The sequence below is a fragment of the Gluconobacter cerinus genome (genome assembly GCF_025961355.1).
GTDB classification, from domain to species: Bacteria; Pseudomonadota; Alphaproteobacteria; order Acetobacterales; family Acetobacteraceae; genus Gluconobacter; species Gluconobacter cerinus.
On record NZ_JAOQNM010000001.1, the window covers coordinates 1522726 to 1541293 of the forward strand.

The following is an 18568-nucleotide window of genomic DNA, read 5'->3' on the forward strand; positions in this document are numbered from 1 at the left end:
ATACTTCTCCTGTTTCCGATCTGATGCCGGAACGGGTTATCTGGAAAGAAGACGAACATGAAAAAAGCTCTTTTCCTTGGTGCTGTTCTGGCCGCAACGCCACTTGCTGCACAGGCCGCTGACACAAGCACGCCGCTGCGCTTTGTTCTGATTCCGAAAGTTGTCCATCCGTGGTTTGACAAGCTCAATACGGGTGCTCGTGCCGCAGCAGACATGATCACCAAAACCACGGGACAGAAAATCGAAATCGAATACCGTGCACCGCAAACAGCTGATGTCTCTTCCCAGAATGACATCATAGAAAGAGCGATTGCTACGCACCCTGACGGACTTATTCTTGATCTGCTAGACGAGAAGGGAAATCGCGCGACGATGGATGAAGCCATCGAGCAGAAAATTCCTATGACCGTTTTCGACTCTCTCCCTCCGGAGGGTATGAATATCACGGCAGTAGGCGCCGATTTCTGCGAGCAGGGAACGATTGCGGCCGAACGGCTTGCCACACTGATTGGCAAAAAAGGTGAAGTGGCCATCATGATGGGTGTGCCAACAGCGCCCAACCACACCTTACGTGCAGAGTGTGAAAAGAAGGTCTTTGCAAAATACCCGGATATCAAAGTTGTCGCGACCGGGATCGACAACGACAGCATCGAGACAGGTCAAAAACAGGCCTCTGCCATCATGCAGGCGCACCCCAATCTCGTGGGATGGGTTGCCTGTGATGCATCTGGTCCTGTGGGCATCGGGCAGGCCATTCGGGAAAGCGGGAAGGCAGGCAAAGTCCAGGAAGTCGGCCTCGATAACCTGAACGATATGCTTCAGCTTATTCGGGATGGTGTTGCGGAATCAACAGCGTCCAGCCGCCCGGAAATGCAGGGTTACTGGGCTGTCGTCTCTGCATGGCAGAGCGCGATGGGGCAGAAAACACCCAAATACATCGATACGGGCATCGACGTCATCACCAAGAAAACCCTCTGAGCCTGGCTCTGAGGCAGGAGTAACGATCATGGCGGTTCTCCAGGTTGAAGCTGTCCGTAAAAGCTATCCCGGTGTGGTCGCGCTCGATCACGTCGATCTGACGCTTGAGCCGGGCAAAATCCATATCCTGGCCGGAGAAAATGGCGCGGGTAAATCCACGTTGATCAAGACCCTGACAGGTCTTGTCACGCCTGACGAAGGAAAGGTCCTGATCGAGGGGCAGGATGCTCTGGCGGATCATAGCCTTTTCTCCCGTATTGCTTACGTACCGCAGGAACTGAATCTGTTTCCGTCCATGACGGTGGCTGAAAACATGTTCATGCCGTTCCATCGTTCGGGATTTGGTCATCTGACGATTTCCCGGAAGGCCATGGAAGCGGAGGCATCCCGTTTTATCGAGCGCTTTGGGATTCATGCCCGGCCGGGACAGACCGTCAGTCGCATCAGCGTATCAGATCAGCAACTGCTTCAGATTGCGCGTGCGGCCTGCCGGGATGAGTTCAAGGTTTTGATCCTGGATGAACCGACATCTTCCCTCACGGCGAACGAGACGGAACATCTTTTCCGCATCATCACCACGTTGCGGGACAGTGGCTGTGCAATTGTTTTTGTCTCGCACAAAATGGAAGAAATTTTCAGTCTGGGAGACACAGTGACCGTTCTGCGCAATGGTCGCAGTGTTGGGACGTACCCGATGGACGGCATGACGGAAGATCAGCTTATCCGTCTGATGTCTGGCAGTTCTGTTCAGCTTGAAGAGAAATTTCAGCCGCGGGGTGCCATTGATGATTCTGATATTCTTCTGAGTGTGGAAGGCCTGACGGGACCGGGCTTTTCAGATGTCTCTTTTCAGCTCCGTCGTGGCGAAATTCTTGGTTTTGCGGGGCTGGTGGGGGCTGGTCGTTCGGAAGTGATGCAGACCATGTTCGGGTATCATTCCGCAAAATCCGGACGGTGCATGTTTAACGGTAAAGAAATACCTCGTGGCCGAACAGATCGGGCCGTGGCTATGGGCATGGTCTATCTTTCTGAAGAACGGAAACATCATGGTATTTTTCCGCTTCTGAGTGTGCGGGAAAATATCAGTCTTTCCGTGCTGGAAAAGATGAAGCGCGGTGGCATCATTTCTTCTGGCAAAGAGAAATCAATTGTTTCTGAAACGATCCAGAAATTTGATGTGCGAACATCCTCTGTCGGCAAGAAAATTGTCTTCCTGTCCGGGGGAAACCAGCAGAAAGCCATTATCGGCCGTGCCATGGCGCGGCGTCCTCGCATCCTGATTTTCGATGAGCCCACCAAGGGTATCGATATCGGCACGAAATTCCAGATCTACCGCATCATGCAACAGCTCGCAGAAGAGGGTGTCGGCATCATCCTCGTCTCTTCTGAGATGACTGAGTTGCAGCGCTGCGCAACGCGAATCATCACCATGTACGGCGGTCGGACCACCGGGTCGTTCGACCAGGCTACCACTGACGTCAATACGCTTGTGGGCGCGATCATCGGCGCCACGGAGACCCGTCATGTCGCTTGAAACCACACTCCCTGGAGCAACTCCCACGCCTCCAAAGGCGTCTTCCATTCGTGCGCTTATAGCCAGAATGGTCGCCAATCCGCTGGGTGGCGTCATTGGTGCGATGATCCTGATTTTCGGGATTTCGTGTCTGTTGTCGCCGCACTTCCTGACGTCATTCAACATGATCATCATCGCGCGTGCGCTTGCGTTCATCGGCTTGGTCACCATCGGGCAGGCCGTCTTGATGATCCTTGGCGAGCTTGACCTGTCCGTTGGTGCGATTGGTGGCCTCGCTGGCGTCGTTGGCGGAATGCTGATGGTGCAGGTCGGTTTGAATCCCTGGCTCTCGCTCGCTCTGTGCCTGTTGATGGGAGCGGGATGTGGCTTGTTGAATGGCCTGCTGATTACTCAGCTTCGTCTGCATTCTCTGGTGCTGACCATCGGTATGGCGGGCGTCTATGGCGGTGCCAATCTGGTGGCGACACGCGGCGTCGCCATTACCGGGGTGCCGCATGAAATCAGCTTCCTTGGTAGAGGTCTTGTCCTCGGCGTCCCGGTTCCATTTCTGGTTCTGCTTGTGTGTCTGACTGTTGTTGCATTCGTCATGATGCGTACGCCTGTCGGGCGTTACATTTACGCCATCGGGAGCAACCCGCAGGCTGCAAGAATGCTCGGTATTCGCGTCAATGCCATTCGTATGGGCGCGTTCGCGCTCGCCGGTTTCCTGTCTGCTCTGGCTGGCATTCTCATGGTCGCGCGTCTCGGAACAGCACAGCCATCCATCGGTGACACATGGGTTCTGTCTCCGATTGCGGCAGCCGTCATTGGGGGCGTTGCAACAACGGGTGGCCTGGGAAGCCCGGTTGGCGCTGTTCTGGGGGCCGTGATCATCGGGATCATTGAAGACATCATCGTCCTCTTTGGTATCTCGCCGTACTGGCAGTCCGTTGTGAGCGGCGGCATCGTTGTGCTCGCCATCTCTCTGGACTCCCTCGCCCGTCATTACCTCAACCGCGACGCGTCCTGACCGTCAGCAGCTTTTCATCCTGATAAAGGAGAGACTCACATGACCAAGATCTGTGGCGATGCTTCCGAATTCGCAGCCTCGGCCCTGCATGGATACAGCATGGTGCATCGAGACCTTGTCAAAATGGTCCGGGGGGGTGTTGTGCGCGCCAAACCGGGTTCAAAAGGTAAGGTGGCTGTCGTCGTAGGGGGAGGGTCAGGGCACTATCCGGCGTTCATCGGATATGTGGGAACTGGTTTTGCAGATGCGGCCATTGCTGGAGATATCTTCGCGTCTCCGTCAACGCAGGCAATTCAAAGCGTCGTGCGTCAGGCTGATCTCGGAGGAGGCATTCTTCTGGGCTTTGGCAATTATGCTGGAGATGTTCTGAACTTCGGTATCGCCGCCGACAGGTTGCGGGCAGAGGGATATGACGTTCGCATTCTTGCAACCATGGATGACGTGGCCAGCGCGACAGAAAACGAGAGGGAACGTCGGCGCGGTATTGCGGGTGATCTGACAATTTTCAAGATTGTGGGCGCTGCTGCGGAAGAAGGGCTGGATCTGGACGCTGTCGAACAGATTGGTCATCGCGTAAACCGTCAGACACGAACATTCGGCGTTGCTTTCGATGGCTGCACACTGCCGGGCGAAGCAGACAAGCTGTTTCACGTTCCGAATGCCCGAATGGCGCTGGGGCTTGGTGTGCATGGGGAGCCGGGGATCGGGGAAGAGAGTATTCCGACACCGCAGGTCCTGGCACAGATCCTGCTGGAAAAAGTCCTAAGCGAACTGCCTGCCGAAGCATCCCGGCGTGTGGCTCTGACTCTCAACGGGTTGGGAAGCACGAAACAGGAGGAACTGTTTGTTCTGTGGGAAGCACTGGCGCCCCTGTTGGAAAAAGCAGGCCTGACGGCTGTGGCCCCTCTGGTTGGAGAATATGTCACCAGTCTTGATATGGCAGGCTGTTCACTGACCTTGACCTGGCTTGATGAAGAACTGGAGCGCCTCTGGTGCGCTCCAGTTGATACGGCCGCGTTGCGCCATGGTCTGATTGAAGAAGTAGATACAACCTTCGAAGACGCGCCGGCCGAGACCAGCGTGACATACATGAAATCGTCCACGGCAGAAGGGCGACGAGGCGGTCAGTGCGTCTCGGGAGTTATGAACACCCTGGCCGAGGCTCTTGCAGCGGCAGAAACTGAGCTGGGTCATATCGATGCGGTGGCGGGAGATGGAGATCATGGGCAGGGAATGGCCCGCGGTTCGGCTGCTGCCAAAGCCGCGGCTGCCAGAGCCGCGACTTCAGGGGCTGGGCCTGCAACTACTCTTTCAGCAGCGGCAGATGCCTGGGCGGATCGTGCGGGCGGAACGTCTGGCGCTTTGTGGGGCGAGGGCCTGAGAGCGTTCAGTCTGGCGCTGGACGACAATGCGCTTCCTTCTCCAACGCAGCTTGCTCAGGGAGTAAGGCAGGCGATGGAGCGCATCATGTCTCTTGGGAAAGCCAAGCCTGGAGACAAAACCCTCATTGATGCTCTCGTGCCATTTGTGGAAATGCTTGAGCAGGAGCTTGCAGGGGGGGCAGCTCTGCCCGTTGCGTGGTCTAGGGCCGCCAATGCCTCACAAGCCGCAGCAGAGGCTACGAAAGATCTTCTCCCTCGCATGGGGCGCGCTAGAACCCATGGTGAAAGAAGCAAGGGTCACCCTGATGCGGGGGCTCTTTCTCTCGCGCTTTGTGTCGGTGTGGTGGGAAAGGAACTGCAGACCCAGCTTCTTGAAGATGAGCAAAAACGCACAGTTTCTCTGGGGGAGTAAGAGAAAAACGGGCGCTTTCTCAGAGAAACGCGTCAGGGTAGGCCTTTTCTTGAGAACTCCTGACCTGGCGAAAGTGAAAGGTCAGGAGCTTTCTTACCAAAAGCTCCTGATCCTTTTAACGGCTTAGCCGAAAGAAAGCTGGAGCGCTGAATCTTCCTTGCTCTCCAGAAGATATGGCCCTGCGTTCAGAACCTGAACTTCCAGCATCCCGATCGCATCAGCATTCCGGTTTCCCAGAGACACCAGGGCATTGCCATTCGTCCAACGGGCTTCACCGTTGGTTTCAGCGTACCAGCCCGCATCCTCGGATGCAGAAAGATGGGACGTGATGGAATGGCAAATGGTGCTGTCCCAGAGTTTGATTTGCCCAACCAGAACGCCGAGATTGCGACGGTCATCAACAAATGGACCAACGACATCTGCTGGGCGGCTGCTTCGTGAAACCAGACGAACCGATGTGACGCCCGGCTGGATCTGGAACAGAACCGATCCCTGCATTGTCCGTGATGGATAAATCACGGTGTTGTCCGTCGTGACCAAATGCAGATCATGGTCATCTGTTTGTTCTGCGGGACGCGACGTTTCGCCGATATCCAGCTTGATCGCACGTTCCAGAAGCGCCGTATAAAGCGGTTCGACCTGCTCGCGGTTTACACCTAGCGGCGCCGCAGCATCAGACACCCATGTCTGATTGTTCAGGCGAACAACATCTCCGGTCTGTTCGAACGAAGTGCGGTTTCCCGTGTCCAGATAGCTTTCAGCTTCTGCTCCATCGGCGATAAGAACGCCGTGTGTTTCGAGTTCCACATGGAAGATTTCGAAAAAGCTCTCGGACGTATCTGTCGTGATGGAACGACCATTGACCAGCATCCGCGCCGGAACCATCAGATCATTTAGATGTAGACAGTGCTCCGAAGTAATACGAAGGTCCTTGTGGGGGACGTTGTCGGCGAGTGCGTTGGCCTTGATGCAGACGGGCCATTTGTCCGGGTCTGCACTGGCTTTGACGTCCACAAAACGACGGCCCACCCAGCGGATTGGCTCTGGCTGAAGTTTGCCATTCCGTTTGACCATGACCAGATCACCAATCTGCAAGGTTTCAACGGCCTTTTCACCATCTGGCGTTAAAATCATGGTGTTGGACAGATAGCAGACCGTAACCCGGATGCCGCCGCTATCGTACTGACCCGACGACGCTGAGACGTCGAACTTATGACCATCATAGGCAGTCGTATCCAGGCCCACGGACTGTACAAGCTTACCTGCTGAATAAACATTCAAGGTCGAGCCACTGACACTGGCTGACATGCTGGAACCAGCCTTGAAGTCTGCAAATGTCAGCAAAGAGCCAGAGGTAATGTCCAGACCGCTGATAATGGCGCCTGAATGAACTGTATAAATTCCACCGGAAGACACCGTGGCGCTAATGGACGACGCACCAGCCTGTACGGAGAATTCTCCGCCATTGGCAACAGTCGTATAATAGTCCTTGGATGGGCCGTAGCTGTTACCGAACTCCTGGGCAAATCCACCAGAGGAAACGGTGACGTTGCTGAGTACACCACCTCGATTATTGATTTCAGCACCGGAAAAAACCGTGACGCCTGTGACTGTCGCGCCAGAATAGGTGTAGAGCCGAGCGCCATTGGCAGCATATTTCGCGCCGCCAGAACTCAGTACGATGCCAGAGGCGCTTCCACTTTTGACATTGACAACGCCGCCTGAAGAAACAGCGATGCTGCTGGCTTTCCCGCCACCTGAGACATTCAGTGTGCCGCCACCACGGACAACGAAACCGCTTTGTGTCGTACCGCTAACGGTCGTGGAGCTGCCTGAACTGACTGTCGTTGTCATGTGATTCCTATGCTTCTTCGTGGACGTTGAATGCGGATAGTTTATTTTAAACAAACTAATAGTATGATTTCAGGTGGTTTTTGTAAAATGGAAATATTGATTTTCACGATTTTCTACTGCCGAAAAATCAAAAAGAAAACACCGAGTTTCTGAAAAGTCCTGATCTTTTCAGGAGAAATAATTTTTGAGGAAAATGCATTCTAGAGGACGGCGTTAATCGGAATTTTCATATTGGATTCCAAATGTGGGATGGAGAGAGGCCAGAAAAGCGCTCTGATATTTTCAAATCGATAGATGGTCTGCGGTAGCATAGTGGTTTCTGGAAATGCCTCCCTCCCGGCAAATCTGAGAGGCTCATTTGAGATGTGGAGAGACTGATGATCTCGATAACGTCATGTCCCGAGCTCTTTGCTTAGAACAGCAACCCTAAGAAAGTGTTGATTGGAAGAAGCGTTGGCGAATGGAATTGAAGAGGAATTTCCGGAAGCGGAAGCTTCACTGTAAGAGAATTTCCCTATCGTTGATTTTGGCATCAGGGGCCTGTCTGTAATCTCATGAGTGTTTCTTCCGTCCCCGTGCGGCGGCGTACGCAGGCTGATCGTAGCGCCTCGACGCGTGCCAAGGTTGTGCAAGCGGCCGTCAATCTACTTCAGACGCAGGGCTATGCCGCGACAACAATACAGCGCATCGCAAAGGCGGCGGGTGTCAGTCTTGGGGCGTTGCAGCACCACTTCCCTACAAAATCACTGATTATGGCCACGGTCCTGCGTCATTATGCTCTTAAGCGCGCGCGCCTCTACAGGCAGGCCATCAGCAACAAGGAAACACCTGAGCAGCGTGTTGATGCCATGCTGGATACGATGTGGGCACTCGTGACCGCCGGGCCGGAATTTATTGCGACGGTGGAAATAGAGCTGGCAAGGCGAAGCGATCCGGATCTGGAAGAAGTGACGGCTCCGGTTCTCGCCCGCATTGACCAGTTCATGACGCGGTGGCTGTCCGGAAAGCGGGGTGTGGCGCCCAGTCAGGAGTTTATTGATCTGCGACTTCTGAATGCTGCGCTTTTGCGCGGGTTAGCAGTTGAAACGGCACGAGGCATTCCGTTGGAGGACCTCTATCGATCCTTTGAAGTCTGGCGCAGATTTGCCCGCGAAGAATTCCTTCGGATTGCTTTGAAAACTCCCTGATTCAAAGGGGAGGGAACGTTCCGCACGGATAGGGTCGAATCATTCCGATACGCAAATAATTTATCTTGACGCACAAGAAACAAGTAGGTTGTATTGCTTTTATAAGAATTTGAATGGGAGCGTTGAGAGACCTCCCTCCAGCACAACAGGGTCAGACATGACAATGCCGCCTCTTACTGCTTTGCAGGTTTCTCCCGCCGAAATGGCCGAACGCCATAAGAAGGTCCTGGAAAAGATGGAGGCAGCCGGCCATGCGGCGTATGTCTCTTTTGATCCCGACAACATCTATTACCTGACAAATTTCGCTAATTTCGTTCATGAGCGTCCATTTGTACTGGTTCTGACTGCCTCTGACGCGACGTTCATTGTTCCCAGGCTTGAGATCCCGCATGTGGAGCGGCACAAGGTCGGTGCCCTGACACTTGCGGAGTATGCCGAGTTCCCAGCCCCTGCTGGAGCGCGATGGTCTGATCGTCTGGCGAGCATTCTGCCAGCGCAGGGCACAATCGGTATTGAGGCGGCCTGTCCGGCTTATTTGCAGGCAGCGATCGGACCTCGGTGCCAGATCCTGAATATCGTCGATGACGTCCGGCAGATTAAGTCTGCCCATGAGATTTCACGTATCGCGTGGACAAGTGACGTGATGACCAAGGCTCTTGCCATGATGATGGGCAAGGTCAAGCCAGGTGTGATGGTGGCTCAGGCCATTTCAGACGTGACACCCTATTTTTATCATCGCTGCCTAACGGAAGCACCGGCTTATAATGTCATGTCCAGCAAGGCTGCCGGTCTCATCCAGCCGCCTGCCTATACAGACGATCCGCATAATTTTTCATGCCTGACCGCACCTTGTGAACCAGGAGGCCCGTTCATGGGGCTTATTGCGGGACGCATTAACGGATATGGCGCGGAAATCGAGCGAACGTTCTTCTTGGATCATATCCCCGAAGACGCGAAACGTCCCTTCAATACCATGATGGAAATGCGCCATACGGCATACGGCATGCTTAAGCCGGGTGCGATTGGTTCCGAAATTGATGCGGCCTGTCAGGCTATTGCGCATCGCGCGGGTTATGAAACGCCGCTGCACCGAACTGGCCACAGTTTCGGCGTTACCAGTCATGAAGCTCCGTTCCTTGCTCTGGGTGAAGATAACGTCATTCAGCCGGGTATGATTTTCAGTATTGAGCCGGGAATTTATATCAAAGGGCAGGGTGGATACCGGCATTCGGATACAGTTCTGATCACTGAATCCGGATACGAAATACTGACAAAATATCCCGATGAAAAAGAAAATCTCATCGTTCGTTAGGCCTGAGGCACACGCTGATTTTTCCTGACGAAGTTTGTTTTTTCATTCTCCCTTGTGTCGGGAACGCTATCGATGACTATTTCAGAACGGCTGGAGCAGCTCCCTTTTTCCCGATTTCATTACAAGCTCCTTCTGGTGGGAGGAGCAGGGTACTGCTTTGACGGGCTTGATGGAGCCATTCTGGCATTCGTGATGCCCGCTATTCAGCATTTATGGGGCCTGTCCCTGTCCCAGCTGGGGCTATTGGGCAGCTCCGCGTTTTTGGGATATTTCATTGGTGCGCTGTATGCCGGTTTGGTTGCAGACAGATGGGGTCGCCGATCCGTCATGATGTGGGCATTGGCCTGCTATTGTCTGGGATCTTTGGCTTCGGCCTTCTGTACAAACTGGCACAGCTTTATTCTGACACGGATGATCGCGGGTCTTGGGACTGGCGCTGAATCCGCCATTATCGCTCCATATCTTTCAGAATTTGTGCCGCGCCGTTATCGCGGAGCCTTTACTGGTGCTCTGGCCGGCTTTTTCTCGTTTGGCTTCGTTGCTGCGGCTCTGCTGGGATACGCCCTGATCCCGGGATCAGCGGACGGGTGGCGTTGGGCTCTGACTCTGACAGCCTGTCCGGTGATTTTGCTCCTTTGGTGGCGCAGATCTCTGCCAGAATCTCCCCGCTGGCTTCAGATCGTCGGGCGGGGGCAGGAAGCTCATGCTGTTCTCAGTTGCATCGAAAGAGAACTAGGGCGCCCATCGGTGGCTTATGAGGCAGAAAGCGCGCCATCATCACCATGCACGCGTATGTCCAAGCAATTCACGCAGCTTTTGTCGGCACGCCTGCGCAAGGTCACCGTCATGAGCTGGCTTCTCTGGATGTCCATTACGTTCAGCTATTATGCGTTCTTTTCCTGGCTGCCTACGCTTCTGATCGCTCGGGGTTTTACCATTGCGCATAGTTTCGGCTTTTCAATCGCAATCTACGTGGCACAAATCCCCGGGTATTTCAGCGCTGTTTATTTCAACGAAGCGTGGGGACGAAAAGCGACCATTGTAGGTTATCTAGCTGCCGCGATGGTCAGCGCTCTTGGTCTGGGGATGGCGAGTTCTTCGACCGCAGTTCTTGTATCCGGCCTTCTGCTCTCCTTCTTCATGAATGGAACGTATGCCGGGGTTTACGCCTACACTCCGGAGATTTTTCCAACGTCTCTCCGCGCGACGGGCATGGGAACAGCATCGGCACTTGGTCGAGTAGGAGCGATTGCTGCCCCGCTCTTGATTGGTGCCGCATATCCCAAAGTAGGCTTTGCAGGAGTGTTTGGGCTGACCGCCGTCATTTTGTTCGGTGGCGCGCTCAGTATCCTCCTGTTCGGACCGTCCACCAAAAACCGTTCTCTGGAGGCGATTACTGGAGATTACGGCGTGTAAGTCACGTCTGCCTCCACACGTCCCTCTCCACCAAGTTCGCTCATGCGAGTGCATGAAACACGCCACCTTCATAACCGGAGATATTCCGGGGAGACCTGAAATGTTCCGATATAACAATTATTTTCTTCTGTGCGGCACCGCTCTTGCCATGACGCTTTCCGTCTTTACGGAAACATCTGTCGCGGCCCCAATCACAAAGGGCGCAGTTCACAAACATGCGTCTCACCCCAAAGTTGGGGCAACTGCACAAAAGCCTGTGTTGTCTCCCGTTCAGAATAATCGAAAGGCCATGCAATCTTCGCAGCCTGAGACGATTATGGTTCGGCAGACGAGAAACGTGTTTGGGCAGGCGGCGCGACAGAAGCAGGGCATTTCAGTCACTCATATCGATGCTGCGGATCTTGCAAGGCATCAGGTGACCGACGTTAAAGGTCTGATGAATCTTGCGCCCAATCTCACGGTGCAGCCTCAAGGTGCGAGTTCCAGTGTCAATTTTACATTGCGTGGTGTGGGGCTAAACGATTTTACCTCCAACAATACGCCATCCGTCATGACCTATGTGGACGGCGTAGCTTTGCCTATTGGATATATGGCAGGCGCTGCGATGTTTGATATGGCGGGTGTGGATGTCAGCAACGGGCCATCGGGTTACACGCACGGACAAACCGTAACGGCCGGTGAGATCAACGTTCAAACGGCAGACCCGACAAAGGCGCTTCACTATGGTGCGTCTGAAGACATTGCGACCTATAATCGCAGCATTACTAATCTCTACGTATCCGGCCCCATCACCTCCAACGTGCAATACCGGATTGCTGGTTTTACTCAGCAGGGGGGAGGCTTTCAGAAAAACATCAACACAGGCCAGACTTTGGGAAATGCCAACAAAGGCGGTTTGCGCGCAAAGGTTGCCTGGCAGCCTGACGATAAGACGAACATCGTTTTTAGCGGGAACTGGATGCAGGATAATTCCCAGGCTATTGGCGTCTATAATATTCAGGACCTATCGAGAAATACGCCAGCGTACAGCAATAACAGGGACACCTCGTGGGGCTTTCGCCCGGAATTTCTCAAGTTGTCAGGCAATGAGGGACAGACAAAACCATCTTATAACAACACCTTCTGGGGAGCAGGCGTTAACATCACCCGGAACCTGGGATTTGCGAACCTGACGACTATCAGCGCATTCCAGCAGATGTACGTTCATAATCTCATGGATCTGGATGGCACGTGCTATGCAATCTATGACGTGGACGTCAACACGAATGCCAATATGTTCTCGCAAGAGGTCAAGTTAGCATCGCGTAACCCGCAGTCACGCCTTCAGTGGACGGTGGGGATGTATTATGACCGCACGCAAATGCGTTCTTCCATTTTTAATGATTATTCCCAGTCCGGGTCCCGGCCTTATGTGCAGCGGACCAGCTATAATCAGGATCAGCAGGCGTTCAGTCAGTATGGACATTTGCGCTTTGCCCTTACCAAGCGGCTGCATCTTCAGGCGGGCCTGACGCATGAATCCGATGACCGTACGCTCTATAATATGCGGACTATGCGGTATAACACTCGGGCGTATCCAACGCCTTTTGACAACCGGTATGGCCGACATGGTGCTTTGACCAATCAGTTTTCCGGAATGGGCGGCATTGAATATCAGGCGTTCAATAATCTGATGTTTTATGGGTCAATTCGGAAAGGGTTCAAGCCGGGCGGGTTCACAGCCAACAATACGGTTGTTGAATCGCAGCTTAATCCAACAAAGCCGGAATCCCTTCTGGCGTATGAAGTTGGCTTCAAGTCCGATTATCTGCATCACAAGCTTCGTATCAATGGTGATGCATTCTGGTACGATTATCATAATCAGCAGATGATCGGTTTGGCCGTTATCCCGCGTTATGGCGTGGTCGGCCAGTACGTCAACATTCCCAAGAGCCGTATCTGGGGCGTGGAGATGGAGATTGATGCCAACCCGATCCCGGGGTTGGTTCTGCACCAACATATCGGATACGAGCGCGGGAACTATAAGGATTTCAACGCTATCGACTCAACCGCAGTCGCTCTCGCGTACATCAAGACGGGCGTGCTGAGCGCGCAGTACAAGAATTTCAATAACGTCGATATGGGAATTCCAAAGCTGACGCTTGAGGGCTCTGCGTCCTACAAGGTGAAGCTCGGTGAAGCATGGGGGCTGACGCCCTATGTCGATTACAGTTACCGCGGATCCCAGTTAAATATTCCTGGGAATAACCTTTACCGGCTGCCAGCTTATTTCCTGCTGGACGCTGGTCTGACGTTCGCACCTAAGAGCGGAAAGTGGTCTGTCTCGGCCTATGCAAACAATCTGCTGAACCGCCATTACGACGTAACACGGGACACGGGTTTGAATGGTATTTTCGGCGTTCCAGGAACGCCACGCATGGTTGGTGGTCGTCTGAAAGTAGACTTCTGATCACGGCAGGCAGGTTCGACAAATTGACGCCCTTTCCTGAACAAGGGCGTCAAGGTTTTAAATCTTTCTGGTGACCCGTTTCGTGTAGTCGCTTGGTGAGTATCCGGTGCTTTTCTTAAACGCCGCAGCGAAAGCACCCAGACTCTCATAGCCTACCGCGGCAGCTACGCAGGTGACCCTCTCGCCACGCGCCAGTTTTTCCTGCGCGCTGAGAATGCGGAGCTTCTGGCGCCAGACTGAAAATGACATTCCCATATCAGCGGTAAAGTGGCGCACGAAAGAGCGTAAGGACATCCCAGCAAACTTTGCCCAGTCCTGCTGTTCTCTCACATCAGCCGGGTCACTGCTCAGAGCTTCGGTGACCAGCTTTAGCCTGACGTCTTTCGGGGCAGGCAATGTGACGGAACTGCGAGGGATGGAAAGCAGTTCATCCCAAAAGCTTTCAGCCAGGCGCGTTGTACGGTCATCCCATTTTCCATCAGCAATAACAGATGTCAGGCGCTCGGCTTGAGCCATTATCAAGCGCGTACTGTCTGCGACAAAAGGCCTGACCGGAAGGGATGCGCACCTATCTTCACTGACATACAGGCTCCATCCAGAAATTGCTCCATGAGAGCGAGCATCGTGATTTGTCTTCGGCGGGACCCAGAGAAATTGTCCAGGGCCGATCAGCCAGTAAGCTCCTTCAGTTTTGACGACCATAATCCCGTGTTCCATCAGAATAATCTGGCCGGTCTTGTGGATATGAAGGTCCGTTATACGACGCTGAGGTTGGCTGATCTGTCCTGCCAATAACCACGAGATGTCAGTATCTGTGGAAAGCATCCTTGGTATGGGAGAAGATATTTTGGCGCACATGAGTCGAAATATGACCTATTTTCGAAAGCGCGCCATGTTTTTCTCCAATATGACTTCTGATGACATTCAGAAAATTAATGGAGGCTTCATGCCATTGGAGAAACACGAGCGTACAATCCGCCAGATGTTCGCCACTTTTACGGATTTCACCTCAGATATCAGTGAACTCTCCAATTTCATGACGACGGACTATCGACAGTTCGTCGATGGACAGGAGATGACGCTTGATGATTTTCGCACCCACACCACCGCTTTACGCAGCGGTCTCCGAAAGCTGGATATTAGCATCCAACATATCCTCTGTGACGGTGACAGCGCGGCTACGGTGCATTTCGCGCGCGCTACACGTCATTCCGGCGAGCATAGCCTTATCAAGGTTATTGCGTTCTACCGGTTTCGAGGCCCCCGTATCTGTCTTGTGGATGAACTGACGTACGTCATTGAAGGTTATTACGAAGATAAGGCATTGGGATCGCTGCAGTAATAGGTTGCCCTGATGGCTTTGTTTGAAGCGTATCAGGGTAAAGAGACAAATGAGCTGAGCCGCTTTCAAATCGATTGCAAAATCAGAGTGAAGGCAGATCAGCTTGAAAAAAATTCCCCAATTAAAACCAAGTTTGAGTCAGTAAGTATTCTGAGGGGAGACGGTGTGAAATCCGTAAGTTTTATACTCCGTGCGAACGGTATTGTTCTCGACATGAACCATCATGTAGCCCTCAGGGGTTCCAAGATGTAGTCCGTGCCACCAATTTCCGCTGACAGCGCCGCCAGTGATGAACTGGATGCCGTTATGTTCCACCTGTTCCAAAACGTGAGTATGGCCTTGGAAAACAGCCAGAACATTATGTCCGGAAAGTAAGGCCAGAATTTCTCGTGTATTCACCGTGCTTAGTGCCTGGTGCTTGAAAAGAGACGGGCTTTCGTCAGCATAGGTGTAAAATGCGGTCACCATGGGAATATGCGTCGAAATAATAATCGGTGCTGTTGCAGGGACGTTCTGAAGATAGGCTTTCAACCAGCTTACTTGCCGTGCGTCAAAGTGCCCCTCGTAATCGCGATCTGGCGTGATGGTCACGGAATCCAGAACGATGAAATGAACACCTTTATGCTCAAACGCATAATAGGTTTCGCCAAAAGCCTTACGGAAAAAATTCTTTCCGAATTCCGCATTCTGCGTTGAAGCCCCGCTTTTGGCATAGACCCCAAAACAGTCGTGATTGCCGACGGTATGGTAAACCTTTTTGCCAAGTTCCTGCTCAGTCATTTCATACAGATCAAGCAGCTTATGTGCGCGAGGAAGAGAAACTTCCATTGCGTCATAAACGTGATCTCCACCCTGCAGGACAAAATCTGCTTGTTCTTTGGAGGCTGCCCGAAAGGCCATCTGGCAGCCTTTCATGGCATCCAGTTCTGGCTGGAGATGCGTGTCCGTTATGAACAGGAATGAAAAAGGCTCGTGCGGGATGGCTGGCGTGCTTTGTCCAAAAGCGCCCTTGACCAGAGTGGTGGACAGCAAGGCACCTCCGGCTCCCAGAATGCCGCGACGTGATAGTGATGGCATGAGAATTTTCCTTGGCTGATCAGAAGAAATGTTTGCTCAGGGTGAAAAAGACCTGCCGTGGAGCACCGGCCTGGAGCGTCTGATAGGCCCCGGTTGGATCACTGTTCTTGAAGCCGGTGGTGCCAATGCTGGAAATGTATCCTTTGTCGAAAAGGTTCACTACGTTGACCTGTGCTTCTAGCCCCTTGAGAATTCCCGGGCGATAGAAACGATAGCCGGCTGACAGGTTGAACAGGACACGCCCTGGCAGGGGAGAGTCGTTCAGGAACGTGTAGAAACGGCGGCTCATATATTGGCCTCCAAACTGGCCCCAGACGGTCCCGTCATCATAAGCGAGCTTGAAATTTCCGATGTTGCGTGGGGCAGCCACCACCTGCTTGCCCGAAATGCGCAGAATGGACCCATCAGAGCTTTTGATATTATCGTTGTAATGCGCGTCGTTATAGGACCAGGCGCCGTAGAGAGACCAGTTCCGGAAAAAGCGCCAGGTTGCTGCGGCTTCTACACCGCGAGATGTTACGCTTCCTACGTTTTCAAGCACATTCTGGTTGCCCACAATGACAGAGCTCATGGAGGAGGCCAGAAGTCTATTTTCGAAATCGACGTAATAGCCTGTCAGAGATGCCTGCACGCTGTCGTTATGGAAACGGTAGCCAAGTTCTTCTGTATTCGTTGTTTCAGGTTTCAGCTTGTTGTGGATGTAAGAAAATCCTGCCTGTGTCGTTGAAAACGGCCCGGTTGAAGCTGACGCCGTATAGGCAGACATGTTGCGTGCGAAATCTGCAAAGATTTCATGATGGCGATTAAAGCGATACAGAACGCCAACCTGAGGCAGAAATCCATTGGATGCGGAAATGGAGGCATTAATCGGATTTGCGCTTTGGGCGGTTGTTACAGAGCTGCTCGACACCAAAGATTTGAAGCCAGCATTTACACGGAGCTTGGGTGTGATGGACCAGCTGTCTTCCAAGTGGAACTGATAAACATGCGTGCGGAATGTATATTGCCACTGCACGGCGAACGGATTTTCATAAAAGCGCTGAAAATTTGACGGGGTTACCCCTTCCTGAAGCGGGTAGAGCTTTGCAGCCTGACTGAAAAGATTGTTTTCAAACCAGAAGCCGGCTTCAATTTTATGGTTCCAGCGCTGATACGCGAGACTGGTCAGAACGCCTTCACGTTGCATTCGATATTCTGTTGTCGAAACAGAAAGCGGCGACCCTCCAAGATTGGCAGGCGTGGGATCGTACGGATCAGACCACGTGCCCGGTCCACGGTCATAATGACCATAAACTGTCGTGGAGCCTGTCAGGTGCGGGAGTAGGTGATAATCGAATTTTTCGTAGCCCACCATATCCTGACGAACACCGCCCCCACGATAATATGTATCGTCTGGAGATGTGTATGGAGAGGGCAGAGTTTGTCCTGCCTGGTAAGCACGGGCAATCTGTTCAGCCAGCTTATAGTTGTTGCTGATGTCGTCATGATTATAGCCAAATCGCTTGATCAGGCTGGTAGAAAGATCAAGATAATCGTCCTCGCGACGGTCATCAAAGTCCAAGTAAGTGGTGGCTTTTACGGCATCGCCCAGAGGCTGAATATATTTGAAGTTGAGCTGCTGTTGCTTTTGTTGTCCCCAGCCTTTCCACTTGTCTGCATACTGGTAATCATAGCTGGCGTAGAATTTTCCTCCGCCCGGTAAAATGCCACTGTTGAGTCGCACAAATCCACGCCACGTGTTCGAGCTTCCCACGGTTCCGGAAACGTCCAGTCCATAATGATCTGTTGGATCAATGGACGAAAATTGGATCGTGCCGCCAAGATTGCTGGTTGAGGCCGTGCCCAAGCCACCGGTACCTTGGGCAAGGGTGACGGGGCCGTTATTTTCTGTCTCCAGTGCGCGCCCAATGGCTAGGCCATTGTTGTTACGGTACTGCATGTTTCCGAGTGGAATTCCGTCCAGGGTATAGCCGAGCTGATCGGTAAAAAACCCACGAACGGTAATCTGCTGAGCCCACTCATAAGCCCCTAGAGGGTCGGAAGACTGGAAATTGACGCCAGGGAGCTCAGAAAGCACGGCTAGGGGAGAGGTCCCTGGTGCGGCTTTGTGCAATTCACTTCGTGAGAGTGTCTGAACCTGTCTTGATTGCCCCGTGCCAAGAACGACCATAGCCTCTTCACGGACGGGGGCAGACTTTTCGGCTACGGGGCGCGGAGTTTTTTTTGGCAATGCACCCCCTGTTTTGACGGTGATGGCGCCGCTGACATCTCGGGAAACAAGCAGGCCGCTATTCTGTGTGAGCCGCCGTAATGCCTCATCAAACGTGTATTTTCCGTTTAATGTGGGAGCTGTGCGTGATCCCAGTGCTGCCTCTGAAAACAGGATATCCTGATGGCTGATACGGGAAAGCTCTGCCAAGGCAGAGGACAGTGATTGCGAACCAATATGCAGATCTAGGGAGGGGGGAGTGGCTGAAAAAGCTGAGTCTGGCAGGCTTGCGAAAATCGTCGCGGCCAGCATGGCCTGTCGGAAGGACGGTCTGAGGCGAAGCATGAGTGAGTCTCCGAAGCATAAAGCCGCAATGGGTGTCTGCTTCGTTGACGAATGGGAGGCGT

At 53.0% G+C, this 18568-nt stretch carries 13 protein-coding genes; 9 read left to right on the top strand and 4 right to left on the bottom strand.

The genetic code is table 11. The features are described from left to right. The first annotated feature begins 57 nt into the window (after positions 1-57). The 4 genes from M2305_RS07020 to M2305_RS07035 are packed head-to-tail and all read left to right on the top strand — an operon-like array spanning position 58 to position 5315. The gene (locus tag M2305_RS07020) at positions 58-978 is read left to right on the top strand and encodes a substrate-binding domain-containing protein (RefSeq protein ID WP_046900500.1); all 921 of its coding nucleotides are present in this window, start codon (positions 58-60) and stop codon (positions 976-978) included. A gap of 28 nt (positions 979-1006) precedes the next feature. Beyond that, the gene (locus tag M2305_RS07025; RefSeq protein ID WP_211495621.1) at positions 1007-2512 is read left to right on the top strand and encodes a sugar ABC transporter ATP-binding protein; all 1506 of its coding nucleotides are present in this window, start codon (positions 1007-1009) and stop codon (positions 2510-2512) included. After that, on the top strand, positions 2502-3521 hold the full coding sequence (locus M2305_RS07030; protein WP_064275248.1) for an ABC transporter permease: 1020 nt from the start codon (positions 2502-2504) through the stop codon (positions 3519-3521). The genes M2305_RS07025 and M2305_RS07030 overlap by 11 nt, the downstream gene beginning before the upstream one ends. A gap of 39 nt (positions 3522-3560) precedes the next feature. Further along, the gene (locus M2305_RS07035) at positions 3561-5315 is read left to right on the top strand and encodes a dihydroxyacetone kinase family protein (protein WP_264648956.1); all 1755 of its coding nucleotides are present in this window, start codon (positions 3561-3563) and stop codon (positions 5313-5315) included. A gap of 123 nt (positions 5316-5438) precedes the next feature. Here the strand turns inward: M2305_RS07035 and M2305_RS07040 are convergent, their stop codons facing one another. Continuing rightward, a complete protein-coding gene (locus M2305_RS07040) occupies positions 5439-7169 on the bottom strand; it encodes a Hint domain-containing protein (RefSeq protein WP_264648957.1) in 1731 nt (576 codons plus the stop codon). 554 nt (positions 7170-7723) lie between these two features. On the opposite strand from M2305_RS07040, the gene M2305_RS07045 reads away from it, so the two are divergent. From M2305_RS07045 to M2305_RS07060, 4 genes are all read left to right on the top strand, one after another. After that, the gene (locus M2305_RS07045; protein WP_046900504.1) at positions 7724-8356 is read left to right on the top strand and encodes a TetR/AcrR family transcriptional regulator; all 633 of its coding nucleotides are present in this window, start codon (positions 7724-7726) and stop codon (positions 8354-8356) included. Positions 8357-8513: 157 nt separating this feature from the next. After that, the gene (locus M2305_RS07050) at positions 8514-9668 is read left to right on the top strand and encodes a M24 family metallopeptidase (RefSeq protein ID WP_264648958.1); all 1155 of its coding nucleotides are present in this window, start codon (positions 8514-8516) and stop codon (positions 9666-9668) included. 72 nt (positions 9669-9740) lie between these two features. Continuing rightward, positions 9741-11084, top strand: coding sequence for an MFS transporter (locus M2305_RS07055; RefSeq protein ID WP_264648959.1), 1344 nt, complete (start codon positions 9741-9743; stop codon positions 11082-11084). Between the two features lie 100 nt (positions 11085-11184). Then, entirely contained in the window at positions 11185-13533 is a 2349-nt protein-coding gene (locus M2305_RS07060; RefSeq protein WP_264648960.1) for a TonB-dependent receptor, read from the top strand. Between the two features lie 57 nt (positions 13534-13590). Here the strand turns inward: M2305_RS07060 and M2305_RS07065 are convergent, their stop codons facing one another. Next, positions 13591-14325 (bottom strand): AraC family transcriptional regulator, encoded by a 735-nt coding sequence (locus tag M2305_RS07065; protein ID WP_264648961.1) that lies wholly within the window; start codon positions 14323-14325, stop codon positions 13591-13593. A 76-nt stretch (positions 14326-14401) separates the two neighbouring features. On the opposite strand from M2305_RS07065, the gene M2305_RS07070 reads away from it, so the two are divergent. Further along, complete coding sequence (locus M2305_RS07070) at positions 14402-14875, top strand: nuclear transport factor 2 family protein (RefSeq protein WP_264648962.1); 474 nt, start codon at positions 14402-14404, stop codon at positions 14873-14875. A gap of 138 nt (positions 14876-15013) precedes the next feature. Here M2305_RS07070 and M2305_RS07075 read toward each other — a convergent pair whose 3' ends face one another. Further along, positions 15014-15952 carry a metallophosphoesterase family protein gene (locus M2305_RS07075; RefSeq protein ID WP_264648963.1) on the bottom strand — a complete coding sequence of 313 codons (939 nt, stop codon included), beginning with the start codon at positions 15950-15952 and terminating at the stop codon, positions 15014-15016. Positions 15953-15971: 19 nt separating this feature from the next. Next, the gene (locus M2305_RS07080; RefSeq protein WP_264648964.1) at positions 15972-18506 is read right to left on the bottom strand and encodes a TonB-dependent receptor domain-containing protein; all 2535 of its coding nucleotides are present in this window, start codon (positions 18504-18506) and stop codon (positions 15972-15974) included. Positions 18507-18568: the final 62 nt, after the last annotated feature.